The 22,333-nt window shown below is 73.0% G+C and carries 22 protein-coding genes; 18 read left to right on the top strand and 4 right to left on the bottom strand.

The window, feature by feature from the left end; translation table 11 throughout:
- The first annotated feature begins 8 nt into the window (after window positions 1-8).
- On the top strand, window positions 9-2,384 hold the full coding sequence (locus D6718_03460; protein RMG47549.1) for a hypothetical protein: 2,376 nt from the start codon (window positions 9-11) through the stop codon (window positions 2,382-2,384).
- Window positions 2,312-3,292 (top strand): alpha/beta hydrolase, encoded by a 981-nt coding sequence (locus D6718_03455; protein RMG47548.1) that lies wholly within the window; start codon window positions 2,312-2,314, stop codon window positions 3,290-3,292. The genes D6718_03460 and D6718_03455 overlap by 73 nt, the downstream gene beginning before the upstream one ends.
- Here D6718_03455 and D6718_03450 read toward each other — a convergent pair.
- The 4 genes from D6718_03450 to D6718_03435 all read right to left on the bottom strand — a co-directional run bounded on the left by D6718_03450 (window position 3,278) and on the right by D6718_03435 (window position 8,244).
- Window positions 3,278-4,705, bottom strand: a complete 1,428-nt coding sequence (locus D6718_03450) for a DUF4388 domain-containing protein (GenBank protein ID RMG47547.1) — start codon at window positions 4,703-4,705, stop codon at window positions 3,278-3,280. The genes D6718_03455 and D6718_03450 overlap by 15 nt on opposite strands.
- Window positions 4,675-6,201 carry a hypothetical protein gene (locus D6718_03445; protein RMG47546.1) on the bottom strand — a complete coding sequence of 509 codons (1,527 nt, stop codon included), beginning with the start codon at window positions 6,199-6,201 and terminating at the stop codon, window positions 4,675-4,677. Before D6718_03445 ends, D6718_03450 begins: the two co-directional genes overlap by 31 nt.
- Before the next feature lie 832 nt (window positions 6,202-7,033).
- A complete protein-coding gene (lepB, locus tag D6718_03440) occupies window positions 7,034-7,708 on the bottom strand; it encodes a signal peptidase I (protein RMG47545.1) in 675 nt (224 codons plus the stop codon).
- Window positions 7,705-8,244, bottom strand: coding sequence for a DNA-binding protein (locus D6718_03435; protein RMG47557.1), 540 nt, complete (start codon window positions 8,242-8,244; stop codon window positions 7,705-7,707). Before D6718_03435 ends, lepB begins: the two co-directional genes overlap by 4 nt.
- Here D6718_03435 and D6718_03430 point away from each other — a divergent pair.
- The 16 genes from D6718_03430 (at window position 8,222) to rpsR (ending at window position 22,329) form a co-directional block, all read left to right on the top strand.
- Entirely contained in the window at window positions 8,222-8,998 is a 777-nt protein-coding gene (locus D6718_03430; GenBank protein ID RMG47544.1) for a TlpA family protein disulfide reductase, read from the top strand. The two genes, D6718_03435 and D6718_03430, sit on opposite strands and share 23 nt — an antisense overlap.
- Entirely contained in the window at window positions 8,995-9,711 is a 717-nt protein-coding gene (locus tag D6718_03425) for a hypothetical protein (protein ID RMG47543.1), read from the top strand. Before D6718_03430 ends, D6718_03425 begins: the two co-directional genes overlap by 4 nt.
- Window positions 9,712-9,921: 210 nt before the next feature.
- Window positions 9,922-10,413, top strand: coding sequence for a transcription elongation factor GreA (locus tag D6718_03420; protein RMG47542.1), 492 nt, complete (start codon window positions 9,922-9,924; stop codon window positions 10,411-10,413).
- The gene (locus tag D6718_03415) at window positions 10,413-11,336 is read left to right on the top strand and encodes a decaprenyl-phosphate phosphoribosyltransferase (GenBank protein ID RMG47541.1); all 924 of its coding nucleotides are present in this window, start codon (window positions 10,413-10,415) and stop codon (window positions 11,334-11,336) included. Before D6718_03420 ends, D6718_03415 begins: the two co-directional genes overlap by 1 nt.
- 7 nt (window positions 11,337-11,343) lie before the next feature.
- The gene (locus D6718_03410) at window positions 11,344-11,811 is read left to right on the top strand and encodes a universal stress protein (GenBank protein RMG47540.1); all 468 of its coding nucleotides are present in this window, start codon (window positions 11,344-11,346) and stop codon (window positions 11,809-11,811) included.
- Between the two features lie 49 nt (window positions 11,812-11,860).
- Window positions 11,861-13,045: a PDZ domain-containing protein gene (locus D6718_03405; GenBank protein ID RMG47539.1), complete on the top strand. Its 1,185-nt coding sequence runs from the start codon at window positions 11,861-11,863 to the stop codon at window positions 13,043-13,045.
- Window positions 12,988-15,021, top strand: coding sequence for a hypothetical protein (locus tag D6718_03400; GenBank protein ID RMG47538.1), 2,034 nt, complete (start codon window positions 12,988-12,990; stop codon window positions 15,019-15,021). The genes D6718_03405 and D6718_03400 overlap by 58 nt, the downstream gene beginning before the upstream one ends.
- Window positions 15,018-15,620 carry a hypothetical protein gene (locus tag D6718_03395; protein ID RMG47537.1) on the top strand — a complete coding sequence of 201 codons (603 nt, stop codon included), beginning with the start codon at window positions 15,018-15,020 and terminating at the stop codon, window positions 15,618-15,620. Before D6718_03400 ends, D6718_03395 begins: the two co-directional genes overlap by 4 nt.
- The gene (gene ispE, locus D6718_03390; GenBank protein ID RMG47536.1) at window positions 15,572-16,513 is read left to right on the top strand and encodes a 4-(cytidine 5'-diphospho)-2-C-methyl-D-erythritol kinase; all 942 of its coding nucleotides are present in this window, start codon (window positions 15,572-15,574) and stop codon (window positions 16,511-16,513) included. The genes D6718_03395 and ispE overlap by 49 nt, the downstream gene beginning before the upstream one ends.
- A gap of 19 nt (window positions 16,514-16,532) precedes the next feature.
- A complete protein-coding gene (gene spoVG, locus D6718_03385; GenBank protein ID RMG47535.1) occupies window positions 16,533-16,931 on the top strand; it encodes a septation regulator SpoVG in 399 nt (132 codons plus the stop codon).
- Window positions 16,932-16,969: 38 nt separating this feature from the next.
- On the top strand, window positions 16,970-17,896 hold the full coding sequence (locus D6718_03380) for a ribose-phosphate pyrophosphokinase (protein ID RMG47556.1): 927 nt from the start codon (window positions 16,970-16,972) through the stop codon (window positions 17,894-17,896).
- A gap of 35 nt (window positions 17,897-17,931) precedes the next feature.
- Window positions 17,932-18,597 (top strand): 50S ribosomal protein L25, encoded by a 666-nt coding sequence (locus D6718_03375; GenBank protein RMG47534.1) that lies wholly within the window; start codon window positions 17,932-17,934, stop codon window positions 18,595-18,597.
- A gap of 21 nt (window positions 18,598-18,618) precedes the next feature.
- Window positions 18,619-19,200 carry an aminoacyl-tRNA hydrolase gene (locus tag D6718_03370; GenBank protein RMG47533.1) on the top strand — a complete coding sequence of 194 codons (582 nt, stop codon included), beginning with the start codon at window positions 18,619-18,621 and terminating at the stop codon, window positions 19,198-19,200.
- A 75-nt stretch (window positions 19,201-19,275) separates the two neighbouring features.
- Window positions 19,276-21,402, top strand: coding sequence for a sodium-translocating pyrophosphatase (locus D6718_03365; GenBank protein RMG47532.1), 2,127 nt, complete (start codon window positions 19,276-19,278; stop codon window positions 21,400-21,402).
- A gap of 115 nt (window positions 21,403-21,517) precedes the next feature.
- Window positions 21,518-22,084, top strand: a complete 567-nt coding sequence (rpsF, locus tag D6718_03360) for a 30S ribosomal protein S6 (GenBank protein ID RMG47531.1) — start codon at window positions 21,518-21,520, stop codon at window positions 22,082-22,084.
- Window positions 22,084-22,329: a 30S ribosomal protein S18 gene (rpsR, locus tag D6718_03355; GenBank protein RMG47530.1), complete on the top strand. Its 246-nt coding sequence runs from the start codon at window positions 22,084-22,086 to the stop codon at window positions 22,327-22,329. Before rpsF ends, rpsR begins: the two co-directional genes overlap by 1 nt.
- Window positions 22,330-22,333: the final 4 nt, after the last annotated feature.

Here is a 22,333-nt window from a genome sequence, read left to right as displayed (position 1 = left end):
ATCGGGCCGTGCGCATCGACGACCACGTCCTCGACCGGCTCGAGTGGGCCTCGGTGCTCGAGATGGTGGCCGGGCACGCCCGGACGCCGATGGGCCGGAGGCGGATTCTCGAGCTGCGCCCCCGGGCCGACATCGAGAGCACCCTCGCGGAGCATCGCCGCGTCGAGGAGATCCGCCGCCTCCACGCCGAGCAGGGCCGGTTGCCGATCGTCGAGGTCGCCGACCCCGGGGAGGTGCTCACCGCGCTCGGGATCGCCGGAAGGGTTCTCGGGGGGATCGAGATCTACGAGACGGTCCGACTCCTCGACGTCGCGGCGGAGGTGGCGGAGGCCCTCAGAAAGCTCGATCCCGACCGGTACCCGGAGCTCGCCGCCGACTGGGCCCGCTTCCCCGACCTCGGCGGGGTGCGCGCCGCGATCGGAGGGAACGTCACACCCACCGGGCATGTCGAGGACCACGCCTCCCCCGAGCTCGCCCGCCTCCGCCGCGAGATCCGCCATCTGAGCGACCGCCTGACCTCGATCCTGGAATCGCTCCTCGACGCGGAGTGGACGCGTCCGGTCCTGCGCGACCGGTACATCACGGTCCGGAACGACCGCTTCGTCCTCCCGGTGCGCGTCGACACTCCCCGGAGGTTCCCCGGAATCGTCCACGGGAGGAGCGGCTCGGAGAAGACCCTCTTCGTCGAGCCGATGGAGACGGTGGAGATCAACAACCAGCTCGTCCGGCTGAAGGACGAGGAGGCGGAGGAGGTCGAGCGGATCCTCGCCGGCTACACGGAGCTCCTCCGCGGGTGCCGGGCCGAGATCGCCGAGACCTCCCGCGTGCTGGCGGACATCGACCGGCTCGAGGCGGTCGCCGCGTGGGCGGACGCCGCCGATGCCTGCCGCCCGCAGCTGGGCGAGGGGGGACTCACGCTGGTGCGGGCGCGGCACCCCGTGCTCGAGCGATCCCTGGCCCGCTCCGGCCGCCGGTTGATCCCGCTCGACATCGACATCGATCGGGAAACGCGGGTGCTGGTGATCTCGGGTCCCAACGCCGGCGGGAAGACGGTGGCGTTGAAGACGATCGGCCTGCTGGCGCTCATGGCCCACGCCGGCCTTCCGGTGCCCGCCGAGCGGGCGCGCTTCCCCCTGTTCGGCGCGGTGATGGCCGACATCGGCGATCAGCAGTCGATCGACGACGGTTTGTCCACCTTCGCCAGCCACGTGCGCAACCTGGCCGCCATGGTGCGGGAGGCGGAACCGCCGGCCCTCGCGCTCGCCGACGAGATCGGCACCGGGACCGATCCCTCCGAGGGCGCGGCCCTCGGGATCGCCGTCCTCGACCGCCTCCGGCGCCGCGGCGTCCACGTCGTCGCCACCACCCATCACCAGGCGGTGAAGACCTGGGCCTACCGGACGCCGGGAGCGCTCAACGCGGCGGCGGAATTCGACGAGCGGACGCTCCGGCCCACCTACCGCATCGTGCCCGGCGTGGCGGGCGCCTCGATCGGCCTGACGATCGCCGAGCAACTGGGGCTCCCCCGGGAAGTGGTCGAGGAGGCGCGGCGGCGGCTCGACCCCGCGGGGGCGGAGGCGGCGCGCGAGCTGGAAGCGATCCGGCGGACCGCCGCCGAGATCGAGCGCGAGCGCGAAAACTACGTCGCCCGCCGGCGGGAACTGGAGGCCCGGCTCGAGAAGGAACGCGAGAAGCTCGCCCGCACGCGGGAGCGCTTGCGCGAGGACTGGGAGCGCCAGGTCAAACAGCGCCTGGAGGAGTTGCGGCGGGAATCGCAGCGCATCCTCGACGAACTGCGCCGGTCGCGCGACCGCCGGGCCCTCGAGCGCTCGCGCGCCGAAGCGCTGCGCCGGCTCGAGCGTCGCTACGGGCCGCGGGAAGAGCCGGTTCCCGAGCGGCCGCGAGGCTGGAGCCCTCGCGCCGGCGAGCGCGTCCTCGTCGCCTCGTTGCGGAGGGAGGGTGTCGTGCGGTCGGTGAGCCACGGCCGGGCGCAGGTCGAGCTGGGGCGCTCCGTGTTCACCGTGGCCGCCGAGGATCTGCGTCCCGGCTCCGGAGGGGCCGCCCCGGCCGCGGTGAGGAAGGCACCTCCGGACCGCCCCGGCGTCCACGCCGAACTCTCGCGGCGGGAGGTTCCGCGCGAGCTGATCCTCATCGGCAAGAGGGTGGACGAGGCGCTCCCGGAGCTCGACCGGTACATCGACGATGCGTGCCTGGCGGGGTTGGAGGAGGTGCGGGTGGTGCACGGGATCGGGACCGGCCGGCTGCGGGCGGCGGTCCGCGCCCGCCTCGAGGACAACGAAGAGGTCGCCTCGTGGCGGGAGGCGGAGCCGCACGAAGGGGGTGCCGGGGCCACGATCGTGCGGCTGGCCCGGGAGGAATCGTGACGCCGGGACGCCGCGCCGCTCTCCTCGGCGCCGCGGCGGCGCCCTTCCTGCTGGCGGCCGCGCTCACCGCCTTTCCCGAGCTGGCGTTGGGAACCTGGCGGCTCGCGGCGCGATGGCGCTACGGAGCGCGCGCGGGGGAGATCGAGGCCGGGGACGCGCGCCTGCGATACCTGGAGGTCGGCCGCGGCCGGCCCGTTCTGCTCCTGCACGGCCTTCGGGGGGAGGGGACGGTTCTCCTTCCTCTCGCCCGGGAACTGGCGCGCCGCGGTTTCCGGGCCGTGACCATCGACCTTCCGGGTCACGGCCGTTCCCCGGCACCCATCCGGCCGCTCGACATCGGCGCCGCCGCGAACCTGCTGCTCGAGGCGGCCGGGCGGCTCGAGATGGGCCCGAGGCCCGCGCTCGTGGGGCATTCGCTCGGCGGGTGGATCGTCGCCTACGCCGCGCTTCGGGACCCGGGGCGGTGCGGGCCGGTCGTGCTGGTTTCCTCTCCCGGGCTGCCCTTCGATCCGCCACCGCTCCCCCAGCTGCTGTCCACGACCGTCGCCCAGGCCCGCGCGAGCCTCCCGCTTCTGTTCGCCCGGCCGCCCCGCTTCGTGCCGGCGCCGCTGCTGTGGATCGCGGTGCGGCGCCCGGCGGGGACCTCCGCTGCGCTGCTCGCGTCCGCCCTGTCCGGCCGGTTCCTCCTCGACGGCCTGCTCGAAGGGCTCGCCGTGCCGGCCCTGGTCATCTTCGGCGAGCAGGACCGGCTGGTCCCGCCCCGGATCGGCCGGGAGATGGCCGATCGCATCGGCACCCGATTCGAGATCGTTCCGGGGGCCGGCCACATGGTGGTGTGGGAGCGTCCGGCCGCCACGGCGGAGCGGATCGGCGCCTTCCTCGCCGCGCCGCCGTCAGCTCCGGAATAGGGGGCCGAGAAACGGATCGTCGCGCAACCGCTCGAGAGCGGCCTCGTCGTTACGGGCCGCCCGGGCGATCAGCTGGTGGCGGTCGAGGGCGAGGGCCCGCGTGATCGCCGCGACGGCGCGGTCCCCCTCGCCGAGGCGCTTGAGGGCGATGCCCCACGCGGCGAGGATGTCCGCGCGGTGCGGATGGCGCTTGGCGAGGTCCTCCAGCAGCCCCGCTGCCTCACGCCGGCGCCGCGGGTTGCCGATCAGCAGCAGCGCCAGGTGGAACGCCACCTCGGCGTCGTCCGGGTGATCCTCCATGGCGCGTTCGAGGTGCTCGACCGCCTGTGCCCGATTTCCCGCGCGCGCTGCGGCGCGGGCGAGCGCGAGCCGCTGCCGGGCCATCTCCTCCGGCCGGCGTGCGACCTTCTGCCGCCGGCGCTGCTGCCAGGCGCGGTACTCGGCCGGATCGGTCAGGATCTTCAACGCCTCGTGCACGAGCCGGAAGGCGCTTTCCACCTGTTTGTGATACCGGGCGAGGGGCCCGCCCCGGAAGCGGTCGGGATGGAAGCGGCGCACGGTGCGGTAGTACCCGCGGCGCACTTCGTCCACGTCCGCGCCGGGCTCGACGCCCAAGAGCCGCTCGAGCTGCTCGGCCGCCGCCGCCTTGAGCCACTCCTGCAGCTCCTCTTCGCGGACGTGATGCGTCTCCGCGGCATGCCGGGGAGGCTCGGCCTCCGCCAGGAGGCCCGCCGCCCAGAGGACCTCGAGCCCGGCCGTATCGCGCTCGGGGGCGAGGGCGCCGAGCGCGATCGGCTCCTTCGCTCGTTCGAGAAGCGCCCGCTCCTCAGGCCGGAGTTCGATTCCCTCGAGCTCCTCCGCGCCGATCCGGGCGACCACGTAGGGCGGCAGAACCGGCCGGCGGGGCGGGGCGACGCGGCGGGCCACCTCGAGGGCCGCCGCGACGGCGGGCAGGTCCGCCGTCGGCTCTTCACCCAGCTCGGCCCGACCGGCGTGCAGGGCGTAGCGAGCGTCGCGCCACGCGGCCGCCTCGCACAGCAGCTCGACGATCTGGTCGCGCAACCACCCCCGCACCTGGCCGGGGGTCGCCAGACCGCGCTCCACCAGGACGGCTCCGGCCAGGGGCCGGCGCGCCAGGCGCTGCTCGAGCGACACGGCCTTCCAGTCCTCGACGTCGAGGCGACCCGACTCGCGGGCCCACTCGTACAGGCGGTCCTCGAGGGCGTTGGAGACGACGACGAGAACCCGCCCCTCCTCGAGCACGAACCGCCGGACGAGCTTCCGGCGCGTGACGTCGAGCGCGCCGGTGGCCCGGAGCCGACCGAGCCACCCGAGGAGAGAGGGCAGGGGATACTGCGCCAGCCGCCCCTCGGCGGGAAAGGTCAGCTCCGCTCCGGCAGCCACCGCCGCCATTCGTCGACGAGCTCCTCGCGTCCGGCGCCGAAGGCGCCGAGGAAAGCATCGTCCTCCGGCTGTCCGCGGGCCAGCCGCTCCACCAGCCACAGGAGCCGGGTGCGCGAGTAGCGGGAGTCGAGGAACGCGACGAAGGACAGCGATGCAGGGTAGGAGAACGGCTCGAGGTCGAGCCGCCCCTCCGAGGCGGCGCGGGCGAGGGCGGGGCGGACGGTGTCCGGATCGCGCGGCTCGAGGAGCTGCGCCAGCCCCTCGTGAAGCCACCGGGGGAGCGGTCCGGCCGCCTTGGCCCGCAGCAGGGCGTGCACCAGCTCGTGGCGGGCCACCCGGCGTACCGCCGGGGTCACGCGTTCGATCCCGCCGGCCGGCAGCCGGATCTTCCCGTCGTACAGCCCCGCGACCTCGCGTCCCGTCCCGGTCGTTTCGTGGAACTGGCGGCTGGTGTACAGGATCACTGTGATCGGCTCGGTGGGGTAGACCTCGAGCTCTCTCGTCAGCTCGTCCCAGGCGTCCTCGAGAACCTCGACGAGCAGCTCGCCGGCGGCGTCGTCCCGGTCGCCGTCGTACCGCACCTCGAAATGGCGGGAGAGCGTCCGCCGGTACCCGCGCTCCGCAGAAAGGTCGCGCCGGACCTTTTCCAGCCGCGCGCGAAGGCCCGCATCGCCGGGTCGCTTTCTCAGGGCTGCGCGGAGGTCCTCGAGCGCGTCTTCCAGGCGGTTGGCGCGGTAGAGGATCTCCCCGCGGAGCTCGAGGAGCCACGGGTCGTCCGGATCGGCGGCGAGTCCCGTTTCGACCACCGCCTCGGCCCGGCGGGAGCGCCCGGCGCGCAACTCGAGCCAGCCGAGTTCGACCCGCGCCACGCGATGCCGCGGCAGCAGGCCGAGGGCGCGCTCGTACTCGTCTTCCGCGGCATCCAGCTCCCCCCGCTCCGCATGGCGGCGCGCCAGGAGGACGTGCAGGTTGGCCAGACCCTCGTCGATCCGCCGCCGCTGCTCCGCGATACCGGCCCGCCGCCGCTCCTCCTCGAGCCTCGCGATCGCCTGCTCGAGTTCCTCGTCGCTCCAGCGGTCCTGGCTGCCGCGATCGGGAGGCGACGGCCGGGCCTCCGGCCTCGGGGCGGCGGGGGAGCGACGGCCGGGCGGAGGGCCGGGCGCGTCGTCGTCGATGCGGGCCACCTCGCTGCGAGGCAGGCCCACCACCCCACCGGGCCCCTCGTAGAAGACGGTGTCGCCCTCGATCCAGTAGCTGGAGACCGCCACCGCACCGCCGCTCTTCAGGTGGAGCACGGCCGCCGGCGAGGCGGCACCGGCGGCCCCGGCGAGGGCGAGCAGCGCGATGGCGGTTCGGCCCGTCACGGGAGAGCCGTCACAACCCCGCCGCCCGCGCCAACACCACCGGCTGCGGCGGATTGGCGCGGCGGAAGTACGCGGGAACCCGGGCGACCGCGCCCGACGCTTCGTCCCGGCTGCCGAAGATGCCCCACGCCAGCCGGTCACACTGCCGGCCGTCGCGGTTCACGGCGAACACCAGGAGCTCGTCCCCGCCCGCCTGGGCGAGCGCTCGCCGGACGTTCGCCGGATCGCAGGCGAAGAGCACCTGCAGGGTCCAGCTTCCCGAGGGGGCCGCCATCGCCAGCCGGCGCGAGCGGCGGGCGACCTCCGCGAGGCTCCCCCCGCGGGCCGCCTCGACCGGCGCGGTCCCGGCGGCGGGTTCGGCGGCCGGCTCGACGTAGTGCGCGGCGGCCCGCGGCGCGGGGCGCTCTTCCGGTGGGGCCGCGGCGGCGGCCGGTTGCGGCGCCTCCGGTGGCGTTTCCGGAGCGGGCACCGGGCGCCAGGCGCCGGCGTCCGCCTCGGCGGCCGGCGCGGCGGGGTTCGTTCCGGGCTCGGCCGCCTCGGGCTGCTCCGCCGGCGGCGGCGGCGCGAGCCCCGGAACGGGTTTCTCGCCGCGGGCCGCGGCGACGAGCGACGTGACATCGGGCGCCTGTTCGTCCTCCTTGAGGAACAGGGCGACTCCGAGCAGAACGACGACGACGAACGAGACGGCGAAGAAGGCGATCACGGTGCGGCGCGCCGAGCCGGGGTGCCGCGGTCCCTGCTCGAACGCCTCGTCGTCGATGGTGATCGGCCCGTCGTAGCGTAGCTCCTGGGCGACGCGCGGCTCCTCGGCCGGCCGCGCGCTTTCCGGACGGCGGTCGTCGCCCTTCGACTGGTCCATGACTCCCTCCCTGAGAAGCTCCCGGAGCCCGAGGGAGAACCTCGCTCGGCGCCTCGGGCACGGCAACCCGCCCCGGGGCGGTGAGTATAGGACGAACGGGAAGCCCGCCGGGGCTCAGCGGATCAGGGAGAACAGGCGATGCCAGCGCGTGCGGGTGGGAAAGTGAACGAGCTTCTTGCCGATCGAGTAGAGCCGGCGCCAGCCCGTCCGGAGGTGATCGTTCCGGTCTTCCTTGTACGAGAACCAGACGAAGAACGCCCGTCCCTTGACCATCGCCCGCGGCACCGGACCCCAGACGCGCGAGTCCCTGGAGTTCGTGCGGTTGTCGCCCATCACGAAGTAGGCGTCCTTCGGCACCTTGTAGGGCCCGAAGTAGGTCCGGTCCAGGCTGACCGTCCGGCGGACGTACGGCTCGTCGAGCGGTTCGCCGTCCACGTACACGCGTCCCGCGTCGATCCGGATCGTCTCGCCCGGCAGCGCGATGACCCGCTTCACGAAGTCCACGTCGGGATCCTCGGGGTAGCGGAAGACGATCACGTCCTGCCGGCGGATCGGGCGCTGCCCGAGGATCGCCAGTCCGCCGCCGTCCCCGGGAGCGCCGTAGACGTTCCGGTTGACGAGGATGTAGTCCCCGACGAGGAGGGTGTTCAGCATCGACTCGGTGGGGATCTTCGACTGCATGAACACGAAGGTGCGGGCGAAGACGAGGAAGAGCACGCACACCGCGATCGTTTCCACGTACTCGCGGATCACCCCCTTCGGAGGCGCGCCTCCGGCCGGTTCGCTCATCCCGATCCTCCGCCCGAGGCGATCGCCACCGCCTCGTCGGCGTCCCGGGCGACCCGCGTCGCCCGGCGCGGGCGCTCGTCGAGGCGCCCGGAGCGGACCAGCTCACGGTACAGGGCGGACCAGGCGTCGTCCAGGATCGCCACCGGCGCGGCGATCACGCCGGCCCGCAACGCGGCCCACAGGTAGGCGAGTTCGGCGAGGGTCCCGGCGCGACCCGCGAGCACCACGAACCCGCGCGAGAGGGCGACCAGCCGCTCGGTCCTCGCCGAAAGCGTCGGCTCCTCGATCTCGAGAGTGAGGTAGGGATTCGGCGTCCGCCCGCGGAACGCCGCGCAGGTCACCCCCACCGCCTCCCCCCCGGCCTCGCGGGCCCCTCGGCTGGCGGCCTCCATCACGCCGCCGTAACCGCCGGTCACGACCGGCAGACCGCGCTCGGCGACGAGGCACCCCACCCGGCGGGCCAGCTCGTAGGCGGCGTCACCGGGTTCCGCCTCGACGCCGCCGAAGACGGCGATGCCCCGCTCCGGTGACCCCATCGCTCCTCCCCGGCGCCGCGCGGCGCCGGCGCGCGATTATCGCATGGCGGCGGGGCGGCGCCCCGCCGCGCGCCGGGCTAAGATCGCCGCCTTCGAGGCGTGGAGGAGGCAGCCGGGCGCCGGGCTGCGGGGGCGCAGGAAACGACGGCGCGCGGAGGAGACCGACGTGACCGGAAGCAGGCTGGTTCGGCGGACGGTTCCGGCGGGGCTCGCCCTGGCGCTCGGGGCCGCCCTGCTCCTGAGCGGATGCACGGCGACGGCGGAAAAAACGTGCGAGCCGCGCGACCTTCTGCGCGCCGGCGAGAAGGCTCCGCCGCTCGAGGTGAAGGACGCCAGCGGCGGCCGAGTGGTGGTCAACGACCTGATCGCCGGGAAGGTGGCCCTCGTCGACGTCTGGGCGACCTGGTGCGCTCCGTGTCTGGCGGCGCTTCCGCATCTGGAGGCGATGGACCGGAAGTACGGGGACCGCGGCTTCGAGGTCGTCGGCATCATGATCGACAGCAACGCCATGAGCATCGGCCCGAGCTTCGTGGCGCAGCGGGACGTCGGGTATCAGGTCCTCTACGACGACGACGCGGCGGAATTCTCGTGCGCCTGGGGGGACGTGATCGGTATCCCGACGCTTCTGTTGATCGACCGCGACGGGACGGTGGCCGACGTTTTCACCGGGGTGAACGATCTGGAGGCGATCGAGCGCCGCGTCCAGGAGCTGCTCGGCGGCCCGGAGGGCCCGGCGGAGGAGCCCCGGGCGTGAGAGGGGTGCGCCGGGCGCTGGCACTCGCCGCCGCGCTGGCCGCCGGCGCGGCCGTCGCGGGGGAGTCGCCGGCGGAGCTCCAGTCGCGGCTCATCGACGCCTCCTTCGACCCCGCCGCTCCGGAAGAACTGGAGAAGTTCCTGGAGATCCGAAAGGCGCTGCAGCCGTACTACAAGGAGCACAGCTTCGACCTGACGCAGTGGGCGCTGCGGGAGGCCGGCACCATACCGATGTGGGGCTCCCTTCTCCGCGTCACCGTGATGCGCAAGAAGCTGGACGAGCTGCTCGAACAGCACGGGCTGTCGTTCGAGCAGTACATGCGGCTGACGTTCCTCGTCTACGGCCGGTGGCTGCGTGCCGTCTCGGATCGCCCGTCGCCGGAGGCGAAGCTCGTGCGGGAACTGGCGGAGCTGGCGGTGGGGCTGCAGCGGCACCTCGCCAACAATCCTCCGGAGGATCCGAAGGCCCGTGACCGGCTGCAGGAGAGGCTCGCGGCGGTCCGGCACCAGATCGCCTTCGTGGCCCCGTTCGCCTACGAGACCGCCGCCCAGAAGAAGGCGGTTCTCGACCGGCTGGACCCGGCCACCGTGGCGTGGCTGGAGGAACACCGGGAGGAGATCGAGCGGTGCGACTTCGGTGTCTTCGACACCGCCCCCCCACCTCGCGACAAGGGGCCCGCCCGCGGTCGGGAGGAGCCCGCACCGGCGTCTTGACCGCCCCTTTTCGCCGCCTAGATTCGACGGTGGACGCTTCATGACCCCCCCTTGCTCGAGGGGAGGCCGCCTTCGGGCCGGCCTCCCCGTTTTTTTCGGCGGGGGCGGCACGGCCGCAGGGCGCCGGCGTGCCCGCGGCGCCCCGGTTTCGGTACACTTTGCGCGGCCCCGGAGCCGGAGGGGGGCGAGGGGCCGGAAGACGGGGAGCCGATGCGGGAAATCCGGGAGCGTGTCGAGCGGGAGCTCAAGCAACTCGAGCACGAGTTGCGGTACGAGCTTCCCAAGGAGATCGAACGGGCGACCGCGCTGGGCGACCTGCGCGAGAACGCGGAGTACCACGCGGCGCTCGAGCGCCAGTCCTACGTGCGGGCCAGGATCGGCCAGCTCAAGCGGCGCCTGAGTCAGCTTTCGACGATCCGCATGTCGCAGATTCCCCGCGACCGCGCCGGGTTCGGTTCGATCGTGGACGTCGTCGACGTCGACTCGGGAGAGGAACGGCGGTACGAGCTGGTGGCCGCCGAGGACGGGGATCCGGCCAACGGCAAGCTTTCCATCAACTCGCCGATCGGGCGGGCTCTCGCGGGCTGCTCGGAGGGGGACCTGGTGACCGTCCGGGCGCCGTCCGGGGAACGGACGCTGGAGATCGTGCGCGTGGTGACGCTGCACGACCGCGAGGGAGCGGACGGCGACGACGCGCCGTGATGGCCGCCTCCCCGGTGTCCCGACGCAGGGTGTGGGCCGGGGTGGTCCGGTCGCTCAGGCCGCACCAGTGGGTGAAGAACGTTCTCCTGTTCGCGGCGCTCGTCTTCTCCCAGAGAGCCGGAGATCCGCACGCCGTCCTGAGGGCCACCGCGGGGTTCTTCCTCTTCTGCCTCCTGAGCTCGTTCGTCTACCTCGTCAACGACGTGGTCGACCGGGAGGCCGACCGGCTCCACCCGGTCAAGCGGAGCCGGCCGATCGCCTCAGGTCTCGTGCCCCTGCCGCTGGCGCTCGCCCTGGCAGCGGGTCTGGCCGCCGCCGGCCTCGCCGGGAGCGCGCTGCTCGGGCTCGGGTTCCTCGCTGCGGCGGTGGCCTATGCCGCCGTCTCGCTGGCGTATTGCCTGGCGCTGAAGCGGGTGGTGATTCTCGACGTGATGGTGCTGGCGTCGGGGTACGCCCTGCGGGCCGTGGCCGGGGCGGAGGCGATCGACGTCGAGTTCTCGAGCTGGCTCCTGCTCTGCACCTCGCTCCTCGCCCTGTTCCTCGGTTTCTGCAAGCGGCGGCAGGAACTGACCAGCCTGGAGGGGGACGCGACGCGGCACCGGGCGGTGCTCGCCGGCTACACCGAGCCGTTCCTGGATCAGATGATCGCGGTGGTCACCGCTTCGACGGTCGTTGCCTACACGTTCTACGCGCTCTCGGAGGAGGTGGCGCGGAAGCTCGGAACGCCCTACCTCGGCCTGACGGTGCCGTTCGTGCTGTACGGGATCTTCCGCTACTTCTACCTCGTCCACGTCCGCGGTGAGGGCGGCCGCCCCGCGCGGGAACTCGTCGCCGACCGCCCCCTGGTGGTGAACATCCTCCTGTACGGCCTGACCGTCTTCGCCCTGCTGTACGTGGTTCCCCGGCTCGCCCCCGGGGGATGAGGCCCGCATGCCTCGCTGGCGGACGATCCTCGTTCCGGTCGATTTCTCGGAGCACTCGCGCCACGGGCTCGAGACCGCCCGAGACATCGCCCGGGAAACGGGCGGGCGGCTCGTGCTCGTCCACGTCGTGCCGGACCTTTTGCCCACGTTCGTTCCCGACATCGCCGGTTTCTCCGACGGGGAGCTGCTCCACGCGGCCGTCGAACGGGCCCGGCGGGAGCTCGAGGGTTTCGCGCCCCCGGGCGGACTCGACGCGCCCGGCGGGGTGGAGCGGCGGGTCGAGGCGGGGACCGTGCATGCCGAGATCGTCCGGGTGGCCGGGGAGGTCGGTGCCGACCTGATCGTCATCGCCACCCACGGCCGCACCGGGGCGCGCCACCTGCTGCTCGGCTCGGTGGCCGAGCGGGTCGTGAGGACCGCCCCTTGCCCGGTGCTCGTCGTCAAGCCCGGCGCGCCGCCGGCGGAGGGCGGGTGAACCGGGTTCGGGATGGTGGCCGCCTCGGGTCTGGCCTATCCTTTGACATATGCAGCTTCCACGTCCCCGTCGCCTCGCCTACGCGGCCGCCTTGGTCCTTCTCTTGACGGTGGGGCTGGCGGCCGGTCTCCACAACCGCGCCACCTACCGCTACCTCGGCGTCTTCCAGGAGGTGTGGAGGCTGGCCCGGGCCAACTACGTCGAACCGGTGGACGAGGAGAGACTGCTCGAGGGCGCCTACAAGGGGATGCTGGGTTCGCTCGACGCGGCCAGCGCCTACCTGGAGAAGGGGGACCGGGCCCTTCTCGAGCGGCCCCCGGGTCCGGCCCGCTGCGGATTGCGCGTGCTGCCGTCGGGAGGGATCCCGGTCGTCGTCCGCGTCGTTCCGGGAGGGCCGGCGGACAAGGCCGGTCTCGAGGCCGGCGACCAGATCTGGAGGATCGACGGGCGCTCGACGCGGCTGATGCCGCTGCCGCTGGTCGAGAGGCTGCTGTCCGGTCGACCCGGCGAGAGCCGGGAGCTGGTCATCCTCGACGGCTCGCAGTTCAAGCGCCGAACCGTCACCGTCACGCTCGAGCCGCCGACCGGACCGGGCTTCACCGCGTCGGAAAAGGCGGGCCCGGTGCTGCATCTGCGGATCGAGGACCCGGACCGCGTGGATGCGGCCGCGCTGTCCGAGGCTCTCACCCGCTACCGGACCGCGCACCCCGGCGCGCCGATCCTCGTCGATGTCCGGGGGGTGGTGGGGCTCGAAGCCTCCTCGTTGACGCGGCTCGCGGGGGTGCTCTTGCCCGGCGGTCGGTTGCTCGATCTCGTTCCTAAGGAGGGGGACCCCCGGCCGATCGCCGCCCCGGAGCAGGGCCCCGTCCGGCTCGATCCCCTCTTCGTCCTGATGGACGGGACGACGGCGGGCGTCGGAGAAGCGCTCGCGGCCCTTCTCGCCGAGCGGTCGGGAGCCCGCCTCTGCGGCCGAACGACGTACGGACTCGGCGGGGTTCCGGAGCTGATCGAGCTGCGGAACCACCGGTGGATCCTCCTGGCGACGCGGGAGATGACGACGCCGGGCGGCCGTCGCTGGGCGGGGGAGGGGCTCGAGCCGGAGAAGATCCTCACCCCCGAGGCCGGGGTCGAGGAGATCGGCGGGGAGAGCGATCGCCTCCTGGGCGCCGCCCTGGAGTGGATCCGTTCCGGAGCCGCCGGCGACGGCGAGCGGGCGCTCGCGCCCGCCGCCTGAGGGGGGCCGGCGGCATGGTCCCCCGGCTTCGCGCGCTGGCGGCCTCGAGCGGCGTGGCAGCGGCTCTTCTGGCGGCCCCGGCCGCGGCGGATCCGGAGGGCGGAGCCGCCCCCGAGGCCGTCCGAGAGCGGGCCGAGGCCTACGTCCTGTTCCTCGAGGCCCAGGACCTCGCCGCGGCGGGAGAGTTCCGCAAGGCCCGCGAGAAGATGGAAAAGGTCGCGGAACTCGACCCGCAGGCCCCCCGGGTGCGGTCCGCGCTCGCCCGGCTCTGCCTGAGGCTGGGTGACCGGCCCTGCGCCGAGGCGCAAGCCACGCGGGCGGTGGCGCTGACCGAGAACGATCCGGACGGGCACCTGGTGCTCGCCGAGCTGGCCCGCGACCGGTACCGGGAGAGCGGCGACGCGCGCTATCTCGACCGCGCGATCCAGGAGCTGAAGGCCGCCGTCGAGGTCGATCCGAACGATGTCGGCGTGTGGACCTATCTCATCCGGTTGCTCGGCAGCGAGGGCCGCTTCGACGAGGCGGAGGAGGTGGCCCGGCGGGCGGCCGCCACTCCCGGCCTCGATGCCGCCGCGCCGTGGCTCGTCCTCGCCCGCGCCCTGGTGGCCGCCGGGCAGACCGATCGCGCGGTTTCGTTGCTCGAGGGGGTGGAGGTTCAGGGGCGGGCCGCCCTCCCGCTCCTCGAGCTGCTCGTGGAGTTGGAAGGGCGCCGGCACGACCTGGAGGGGCAGGTCTCGGCGCTGTCGCGGCTGAGGGCTCTGCGCCCCAACGATCCCGAGATCGCCCACCGGCTCGGCCTCGGTTACCTGAGGCTCGGGCGCACGTTCGACGCCGTTCGAACGCTGGAAGCCGCGCTGGCCCTTCGCCGGGCCGACCCCCTGATCCGCCGGGACCTCGCCGAGGCGCTGGTCCGGATGGGGCGGGGGGCGGAAGCGCTCGAGCTGCTGGCGGGCCTGGCCGACATCTACGTCACGCCGCGCACCCTCCTGGTCTGGGCCCAGGCCGCCGAGCAGGCGGGCCGGTGGCAGGAGGCGGCGGAGCGGTACGAGTCGCTCGTGCGCGCTCTCGACGACGACCGGCAGAAGGAGCTGGCGCCGGTGTTCCGGTTGCGGGCCGCCAGGGACCGGCTGCGCGCCGGCGAACCGGAGGACGCCCTCGCCGCGCTCGACGCCCTCGATCCGGGCGACGCCTCCGTGCTTCGGCTCCGGCTGCAGGCTCTCGACGCCGCGGGGCGTGCCGGGGAGGCGGCGGCGCTGCTCGACTCGCGGCTCGAGGAGGCGCCGGAGGATCCCTGGCTGATCGCCCTGAGCGTGGACCGCGCGAGGGACAAGGGTGCCGAGGAGGCGCTCGAGGTGGCGCTGGCCGCCCTCCCGCCGGGACCGGAGCGCCACCGGCTCGCCGCCCGCGTCGCGGGGATTCTCACCGGCTGGCAAGCGGCCGATCTGGCCGCGCGCCTGCTGGACGCGGTCGGTCTGCCGCCCGATCCCGATCCGGTCGTGTTGCGGGCGCGGGCGATCACCCTGCAAGCCGCCGGGCGGCTCGGGGAAGCGGAGGCGGCCTTCAGGCGGCTGCTGGAGGTCGACCCCGACGATCACCGGGTGCTCAACGACCTGGGCTATCTGCTGGCGAACGCCGGCCGCTCCCTCCCGGAGGCGATCCGCCTCGTGGAACGGGCCCTGGAGTTGCGGCCCGACACGCCGGCCTACCTGGACAGCCTGGCGTGGGCGCTCCACCGGTCGGGCCGCTCGGAGGAGGCCCTTCCGCTGCTCCTGAAAGCGGTGCAGCGGGCCACGGGCGACGCCGTGGCCGAGATGCGCGAGCATCTGGGCGACGTCTACGCGGCCCTCGGGCAGACGGACCGCGCGGTGGCGGAGTGGAAGGCGGCCCTCGGGCTGGGCTTCGACCGGCTTCCGGAAGATCGAGAGCGCCTGCTCGGCAAGATCCGGCGGCACGAACGGAGCGCGGTTCGGCCGTGACGCGCTGGCGGCGGACGCCGGTTCCCGCCCTCGTCGCCGCCGCCTGGCTGCTCGCCGCGCCGGGGTGCGCCGTGCGGCCTCCGGCGGCGGGCCGGACCCCCAGCGCCGGCGACTGCGTCGACGCCGCCTACCGCGGGCGCTACGTCAGCCCCGAGGGGAAGCGCCGGCGCTTCACCCTCCGCGCGCGCGTCTGCGGGGACGCTCCCTCGGTGCTGGAGATCCGCGGGATCGTCGGGGGACCGGCGCTGGTGGTGGCGATCGAGAAGGAACGGACGCGCCTCCTCCTCCCGTCGGAACGCCTGGTGGTCGACGCTCCCGCCTCGGACTCCCGCGCGTGGAGGCGGGAACTCGGCCTCCCCCTGAGCGGACGGCTGCTGCTGGAGCTCCTGCGCGGGGGTGCGGAGCGAGCGGGACGGTGGCGGGTGGTCGAGCGGGTGCGGGACGGCGATCCGGACGGCCGGCTGACCCCGGGCGGTGTGGCCCGCCATCCCAGCGGCGCCCGCATCGAGCTGAGAAAGACGCAGGAGGCCCCCTCGCCCCGGCCCGGGGCGTGGCCCGCGGTTCCGCCCGGGTTCGCGAGGAAGGAGTACGGTTCGTGAGCGAGGGGAGGCGGCTCCGGCTCGCGGCTCCCGCGAAGATCAACCTCGTTCTGGACCTGCTCGGCAGCCGGGAGGACGGCTACACCGAGATCGCCACGGTCTATCAGACGGTCGAGCTGGCCGACGAGGTCACGGTCTCCGTGGCGGAAGGCCCGGACCGCACGGTGATCGAAGCGGAGGGGCTCGATCTCCCGCCCGAGCGGAATCTGGCCTGGCGGGCGGCCGAGGTCTACCGGCGGGCCGCGGGATGGAGCGGCGGGATCCGGATCGCCCTCCGGAAGCGGATCCCGGAGGGAGCGGGCCTCGGAGGCGGCTCGTCGGACGCCGCGGCGGTGCTGGTCGCGCTGGAGGAGCTCGCCGGCCGGCGCCTCGGGAAGGAAGCGCTCCGCCGCCTCGCCTCGCGACTCGGTGCCGACGTTCCGTTCCTGCTCGAAGGGGGGCTCGCGATCGGCCGGGGAAGGGGAGACGAGCTCGAGCCGCTTCCCGACTGGCCGCGGCCCCTGCCCGTCGTGCTCGCCCGGCTCGGTCCGCCCCTGTCCACAGCGGAGGTGTACGCCCGCGCGCGATTGACTCCCCGGAGGGATCCGCCTAAGATCCAGCGGTTCTTGGACCAGCTGCGCGCGGCTCCGCGCCGCCTCCCGCCCGTGGGGAACATGCTCTTCGGGCCCGCGGCGGAACTGCGACCGGCCATCCGGCGGCTCGTGCAGCGGCTGGCCGAGGCGGGTGGACGCGCAGCGATGACGGGGAGCGGATCGGCGGTCTTCGGCCTGTTCGCTGCAGAGGAGGAGGCGGCGGCCGCGGCCCGCGCGTTGGCGGCGGCTGAGCCGGAGGCGTGGGTCTGCCTCACGCGGACGCTTCCGCGCGGCGGCCGGGCGCGGGCCGGCGGGGCGTGACGGGAGAGGTGACAGCACGATGGAGATCACGGACATCCGGGTTTTCCCTGTCGACGAAGAGAAGCTCAAGGCCTACGTCACGATCGTGATCGACGGTTGCTTCATGGTCTCCGACATCAAGGTGATCAACGGCAACAACGGTCTGTTCGTGTCGATGCCTTCGAAGAAGAGAAAGAACGGCACCTACCGGGACGTGGCCCATCCGCTGAACAGCGAGACGAGGCGGATGCTCGAGGAGAAGGTTCTGAGCAAGTACGAGGCCGTGCTCGCCGCGGGAACGCTGCCGCGCTCGGTCCGGAGGCCGCGCGAAGCGCCGGACCCGGTCGAGCCAGAGCAGCGCTCCGCGAAGGCCCCGGAGGCGCCGCTTCCCGGCGGGGCCGCGACCGAGGGCCCGCGGCCCGAGGCTCCTGGCCGGTGACGGTGAGCGGAACCAGCGCGGTGACGGCCGTCGGGCCGATGAAGGTGTTCTCCGGCTCCGCCCACCCGGAGCTCGCCCAGGAAATCTGTGCCTACCTCGGCGTGCCCCCGGGACGGATCGAGCTGGAGCGGTTCAGCGACGGCGAGGTCTACGTGCAGGTGCTCGAGAACGTCCGGGGAGCGGACGTTTTCGTCATCCAGCCGACGAACCCTCCGGCGGAGAACATCCTCGAGCTGCTGCTCATGCTCGATGCCTTCAAGAGGTCGTCGGCGGCGCGGGTGACCGCCGTGATTCCCTACTACGGCTACGCGCGGCAGGAGCGGAAGGACAAGCCGAGGGTTCCGATCAGCGCCCGCCTGGTCGCCGACCTGATCGAGGCCGCCAGCGCGGACCGCGTGCTCACGATGGATCTCCACGCGCCCGCCATCCAGGGGTTCTTCAGCATCCCCGTCGACCACCTGTTCGCCGCACCGCTGATGATCGAGCACATCCGCGAGATGGGGCTCGAGCGCCCGATCATCGTCTCCCCGGACGCGGGGGGCGTCGAGCGCGCCCGCTTCTACTCGAAGCGCCTCCAGTGCGGCCTGGCGATCGTGGACAAGCGGCGGACCGGCCCCAACGTGGCCGAATCGGTGCACGTGATCGGGGATGTCGCCGGGTGCGACTGCGTCATCGTGGACGACATCATCGACACGGGAGGAACGCTTCTCGGGTCCGCGCGGGCGCTCATGGAGGCGGGGGCGCGCTCCGTCCGGGGATGCTTCACCCACGCGGTCCTGTCGGGCGACGCGATGGAACGGCTGGAAAAGGCCCCCCTCGAGAGCATCACCGTGACCAACACGATTCCGCTCGACGAGAGGCGGCGCCGGAACGAGAAGATCGACGTGCTCTCCGTGGCCCCGTTGCTCGGCGAGGCGATCAGCCGCACGCACAACCATTCGTCGATCAGTTCTTTGTTCGTCTGAGCATCCGGGGCCCAACGAGGCGAGGACAAGAGGCGATGAAGCCACGGGTCGTGATCGAAGTGGAGCCCCGCAAAGAGCTGGGGAAGAACGCGTCGCGGCGCTTGCGCCGCCAGGGGAAGATTCCCGGGGTCGTCTACGGCGGCGGCCGGGAGCCGGTCGGGATCGAGGTGGATCCGCGACCGGTCGAGGCGGTCCTGCAGAGCAAGCAGGGCGTCAACACGCTGATCCAGCTCAAACTGGCGGGACGGGAACTGCGGCGCCTCGTGATGATCCGCGAAGCGCAACGGCACCCCGTGACCGACCGGCTCATCCATGCCGACTTCCGGCGGGTGGAGATGGACCAGCCGGTGACCGTCGAGGTGCCGATCGAGCTCGAGGGGGTGCCGACGGGCGTCAAGAACGAGGGAGGCCTCGTCGAGTTCGTCACCCGCTCCGTCGAGATCCGCGCGCTGCCGGGGAACATCCCCGAGGCGCTCCGGGCCGACATTTCGGGCCTGCACGTGGGCCAGCACCTCGACGCCGGAGACCTGCCCCTCCCGGAGGGAGTGGAGCTGCTGGCGCCGCCGACCGAGACGATCGTGACGGTGGTCGGCAAGGCGGCGGCCGAGGAGGAGGCGGCGGCCGAGGAGGAGGCGGCGGCCGAGGGCGCGGCGGCCGAAGGTGCCGGCGGGGAGGAGAGCTCCTCCGAGTCCGGCTCCTGACGCGCCCGGGGGCCCGGCGGCGTGTGGATCGTGCTCGGGCTCGGCAACCCGGGCCCCGAGTACGAGCGGACGCGGCACAACGCGGGCTTCCGTGTCGTCGAAAGACTCGCGGCGCGGCACGGAATCGCCCTCGACCGCGTGCGGCACCGGGCCCGGCTGGGCCAGGGCAACGTGGCCGGTACGCCGGCGCTCCTCGCCCAGCCGCTGACCTTCATGAACCTGGCGGGCGAGGCGGCGCGGCCGCTGCTCGCCTACCACGGGGCGGACCCGGGACGGCTCCTCGTGATCCACGACGAGGCGGACCTCCCCCCCGGGACCGTCCGGGTGAAGATGGGCGGAGGGATCGCGGGGCACAACGGCCTCCGCTCGATCGTCCGGCACCTGGGGACGCGCGACTTCGCGAGGATCCGTGTCGGCATCGGGCGCCCCGCCTCCGACCGCCTGCCGCTCGAGCGCTACGTCCTCTCCGCCCCGAGCGGCGAGGAGCGCGAGGCGTTCGAGGTGGGGATCGAGCTCGCGGCCGACGCCGCCGAGGCGGTTCTGGCGGACGGCGTCGACGCGGCGATGCAGCGCTTCAACCGCCGCCGCGCGGGCGACGGCTGACCGGCGGCCGGCGGATCGGAGGAACGGCTCCGGGAACCATGGCGGGGCACGGGAGGCCCCGCGGAGGGAGACGCGATGGATTGGAGACTCCTCGTCGTGCCCGCTCTGGGCGTGCTCGCTCTCGCGTTCGCCTGGGCGCGGGCGGGGTCGGTGAACCGGTCGTCCTCGGGCGACGACCGGATGAACGAGATCGCACGGGCGATCCGCGAGGGAGCGATGGCCTTCCTCTCGCGCGAATACCGGGTCCTCGCGGTGTTCGTGGTGACGGTGGCCGTCCTGCTGGCGCTGAGCAACATGGGCGGCGCCACCGACGGGGGTTTCAAGCATCCGCTCGTCGCTTTTTCGTTCGTCGTCGGGGCGCTCTGTTCCGGGCTTGCCGGCTTCTTCGGGATGCGGGTGGCCACCGCCGCCAACGTGCGGACCACGCAGGCCGCGCGGGACAGCTTGAACGCCGCGTTGAAGGTCGCCTTCACCGGCGGGTCGGTGATGGGTCTGTCGGTGGTGGGACTCGGCGTGCTGGGGCTCGGCCTTCTGCTCGCGCTCTACCACGAGACAGGAATTCTCGGCATCCCCGGCACCGCCGGCCGGGCCGAATTCCTCCGCGACGTGGTGACCGTGCTGACCGGTTTCTCGCTGGGAGCGTCGTCGATCGCGCTGTTCGCGCGCGTCGGCGGCGGCATCTACACCAAGGCCGCCGACGTGGGAGCCGACCTGGTCGGCAAGGTGGAGGCCGGGATCCCGGAGGACGATCCGCGGAATCCGGCGGTCATCGCCGACAACGTGGGCGACAACGTCGGCGACGTCGCCGGAATGGGGGCCGATCTCTTCGAGTCCTACGTGGGCGCGATCGTCGGTTCGATGGTCATCGGCGCATCGGCGGCCACCGGCTTCTACAACGCGACCATGCTCCCCCTGTACCTCGCGGGGGTCGGGATCGTCGCCTCGATCATCGGCACCTTCTTCGTCCGAGTGAAGGAGGGAGGCAACCCTCAGGCGGCTCTGAACACCGGGTCGTTCGTCGCCGGGGGACTGATGGTCGTCGGCGCCGGAGTCCTTTCCCGCATCATGGTTCCCGTACGGGGAATCACCTTCGCGGACGGCGGCTCGGCCATCGGCTGGGGAAAGGTCTTCGCCGCGGTGGTCGCGGGACTGCTCGCCGGGATTCTCGTCGGCCTGACGACCGAGTACTACACGTCGAAGGACCGGAAGCCGGCCCAGTCGATCGCGCACGATTCCGCCACCGGACCGGCCACGAACATCATCTCCGGCCTCGCCGTCGGCATGAGGTCCACCGCGCTGCCCGTCCTGTGGATCGCGGGCGCCATCCTCGTCTCCTACCGCCTGGCCGGCCTGTACGGCATCGCGCTGGCGGCGCTCGGCATGCTGAGCACCACCGGAATCCAGCTGGCGGTCGACGCCTACGGGCCGATCGCCGACAACGCCGGCGGAATCGCCGAGATGAGCGGCCTGCCACCCGAGGTGAGGGGGCGCACCGACAAGCTGGATGCGGTCGGGAACACCACGGCCGCGATCGGCAAGGGTTTCGCGATCGGATCGGCGGCGCTCACCGCGCTGGCCCTCTTCTCCGCCTTCCAGACGCAGATCTCCGCCGGCGGCCGTCCGATGACGATGGACCTCTCGCAGCCGGACGTCATCGCCGGACTTCTGGTGGGGGCGATGCTTCCCTTCCTCTTCTCGGCGCTGGCGATGCGGGCGGTCGGGGACGCCGCGTTCGACATGATCGAGGAGGTGCGCCGCCAGTTCAAGAGCATCCCCGGCTTGATGGAGGGGAAGGCGCGCGCCGACTACGCCCGGTGCGTGGACATCTCGACGGCGGCGGCGATCCGGCGGATGGTGGTGCCCGGACTTCTCGCGGTGGTGACCCCCGTCGTCGTCGGCTTCGGCTCGCGCTTCCTGAACGACGCCCACACGCCCGCCGCGCTCGGCGGCCTGCTGGCCGGCGTCACCACCTCCGGCGTGCTGATGGCGGTGTTCATGGCCAACGCGGGTGGGGCCTGGGACAATGCGAAGAAGTTCATCGAGGAGGGCCATCTGGGAGGCAAAGGCTCCGACGCCCACAAGGCGGGGGTGATCGGAGACACGGTCGGCGATCCGTTCAAGGACACGGCCGGGCCCTCGCTGAACATCCTGATCAAGCTGATGAGCGTGGTGGCGCTGGTGATCGCGCCTCTGCTCCGGTGATCCGGCCGGCCGGGGGGAGCGTGGCGGCTCCCCCCGGCCGGTGCTAGCATCGCCCGGTTTCGAAGACCCCCTCGCCCCGCCGCACCGGGGCCTGACGTCCAGGAGGGAACGAAGAATGCGTCGCTACGAGATGGTTCTCGTGGCGGCCCCGAGCGTCGCCGAGGAGGCGCTCGACCAGCAGATCACCGGCCTCGAGAACCTGATCGCCGAGATGGGCGGGAAGGTGCTCAAGGTGGACCGGTGGGGCCGCCGCAAGCTCGCCTATCCGATCAAGAAGTTCAACGAGGGCAACTACACCCTCCTCCTGTACGACGCCGAGCCGGAGGTCGAAAAGGAGATTCTCCGCAGGGTGCGTCTGTCCGACACCTTCCTCCGGTTCCTCTCGGTACGGGCCGACCACGAGCGGCCTCCCACCGAGGAGGAGAAGGCCGAGCTCGAGGAGCGCCGGCGCGAACAGCTCCGGCGCGCGGCCGAGCGGGCCGCCCAGGCCGCGGCGGAGGCCGCGCGGCAGTTGGTCGCCGAAGAGGAGAAGGAGGACGAGGTCGAGGGAGACGAACAGCCCGAGGACGCCGACGAGGAGGAGGCCGGCGACGAGGCGGGCGAACCACCGGAAGCACCGGATGACGCCGGCGACGAGACCGCCGAGGCTCCGGCGGACGGCTCCGCCGGGAAGGAGGAGTGATGTCGGGCGGACGGCGACGGGGCCGCCGATTCCTGTTCCGGCGGCAGAAGTACTGCAAGTTCTGCGAGGCGAAGGTCGACATCATCGACTACAAGGACCTGCGGACCCTCCAGAACTACATCCCGGAGCGGGCCAAGATCCTGCCGCGGCGCACCTCGGGCACCTGCGCGAAGCACCAGCGGCAGCTCGGCCGCGCCATCAAGCGCGCCCGTCACCTGGCGCTGTTGCCTTACACGGCGGACTGAGCGG

The sequence above is a fragment of the Acidobacteriota bacterium genome, assembly GCA_003696075.1.
Lineage (GTDB): Bacteria > Acidobacteriota > Polarisedimenticolia > J045 > J045 > J045.
Note: the sequence above shows the minus strand (reverse complement) of the source record. Positions and strands in the feature narration are given on the sequence as shown.

What these genes read in the sequence shown, in the direction of transcription:
- D6718_03450 (RMG47547.1), bottom strand. Translation starts at nt 4,705, where the DNA reads ATGGCGGCGGTGGCTGCCGGAGCGGAGCTGACCTTTCCCGCCGAGGGG.
- lepB (RMG47545.1), bottom strand. Translation starts at nt 7,708, where the DNA reads ATGAGCGAACCGGCCGGAGGCGCGCCTCCGAAGGGGGTGATCCGCGAG.
- D6718_03430 (RMG47544.1), top strand. Translation starts at nt 8,222, where the DNA reads ATGCCCCGCTCCGGTGACCCCATCGCTCCTCCCCGGCGCCGCGCGGCG.
- D6718_03435 (RMG47557.1), bottom strand. Translation starts at nt 8,244, where the DNA reads ATGGGGTCACCGGAGCGGGGCATCGCCGTCTTCGGCGGCGTCGAGGCG.
- D6718_03420 (RMG47542.1), top strand. Translation starts at nt 9,922, where the DNA reads ATGCGGGAAATCCGGGAGCGTGTCGAGCGGGAGCTCAAGCAACTCGAG.
- D6718_03415 (RMG47541.1), top strand. Translation starts at nt 10,413, where the DNA reads ATGGCCGCCTCCCCGGTGTCCCGACGCAGGGTGTGGGCCGGGGTGGTC.
- D6718_03410 (RMG47540.1), top strand. Translation starts at nt 11,344, where the DNA reads ATGCCTCGCTGGCGGACGATCCTCGTTCCGGTCGATTTCTCGGAGCAC.
- D6718_03405 (RMG47539.1), top strand. Translation starts at nt 11,861, where the DNA reads ATGCAGCTTCCACGTCCCCGTCGCCTCGCCTACGCGGCCGCCTTGGTC.
- spoVG (RMG47535.1), top strand. Translation starts at nt 16,533, where the DNA reads ATGGAGATCACGGACATCCGGGTTTTCCCTGTCGACGAAGAGAAGCTC.
- D6718_03380 (RMG47556.1), top strand. Translation starts at nt 16,970, where the DNA reads ATGAAGGTGTTCTCCGGCTCCGCCCACCCGGAGCTCGCCCAGGAAATC.
- D6718_03375 (RMG47534.1), top strand. Translation starts at nt 17,932, where the DNA reads ATGAAGCCACGGGTCGTGATCGAAGTGGAGCCCCGCAAAGAGCTGGGG.
- D6718_03365 (RMG47532.1), top strand. Translation starts at nt 19,276, where the DNA reads ATGGATTGGAGACTCCTCGTCGTGCCCGCTCTGGGCGTGCTCGCTCTC.
- rpsF (RMG47531.1), top strand. Translation starts at nt 21,518, where the DNA reads ATGCGTCGCTACGAGATGGTTCTCGTGGCGGCCCCGAGCGTCGCCGAG.
- rpsR (RMG47530.1), top strand. Translation starts at nt 22,084, where the DNA reads ATGTCGGGCGGACGGCGACGGGGCCGCCGATTCCTGTTCCGGCGGCAG.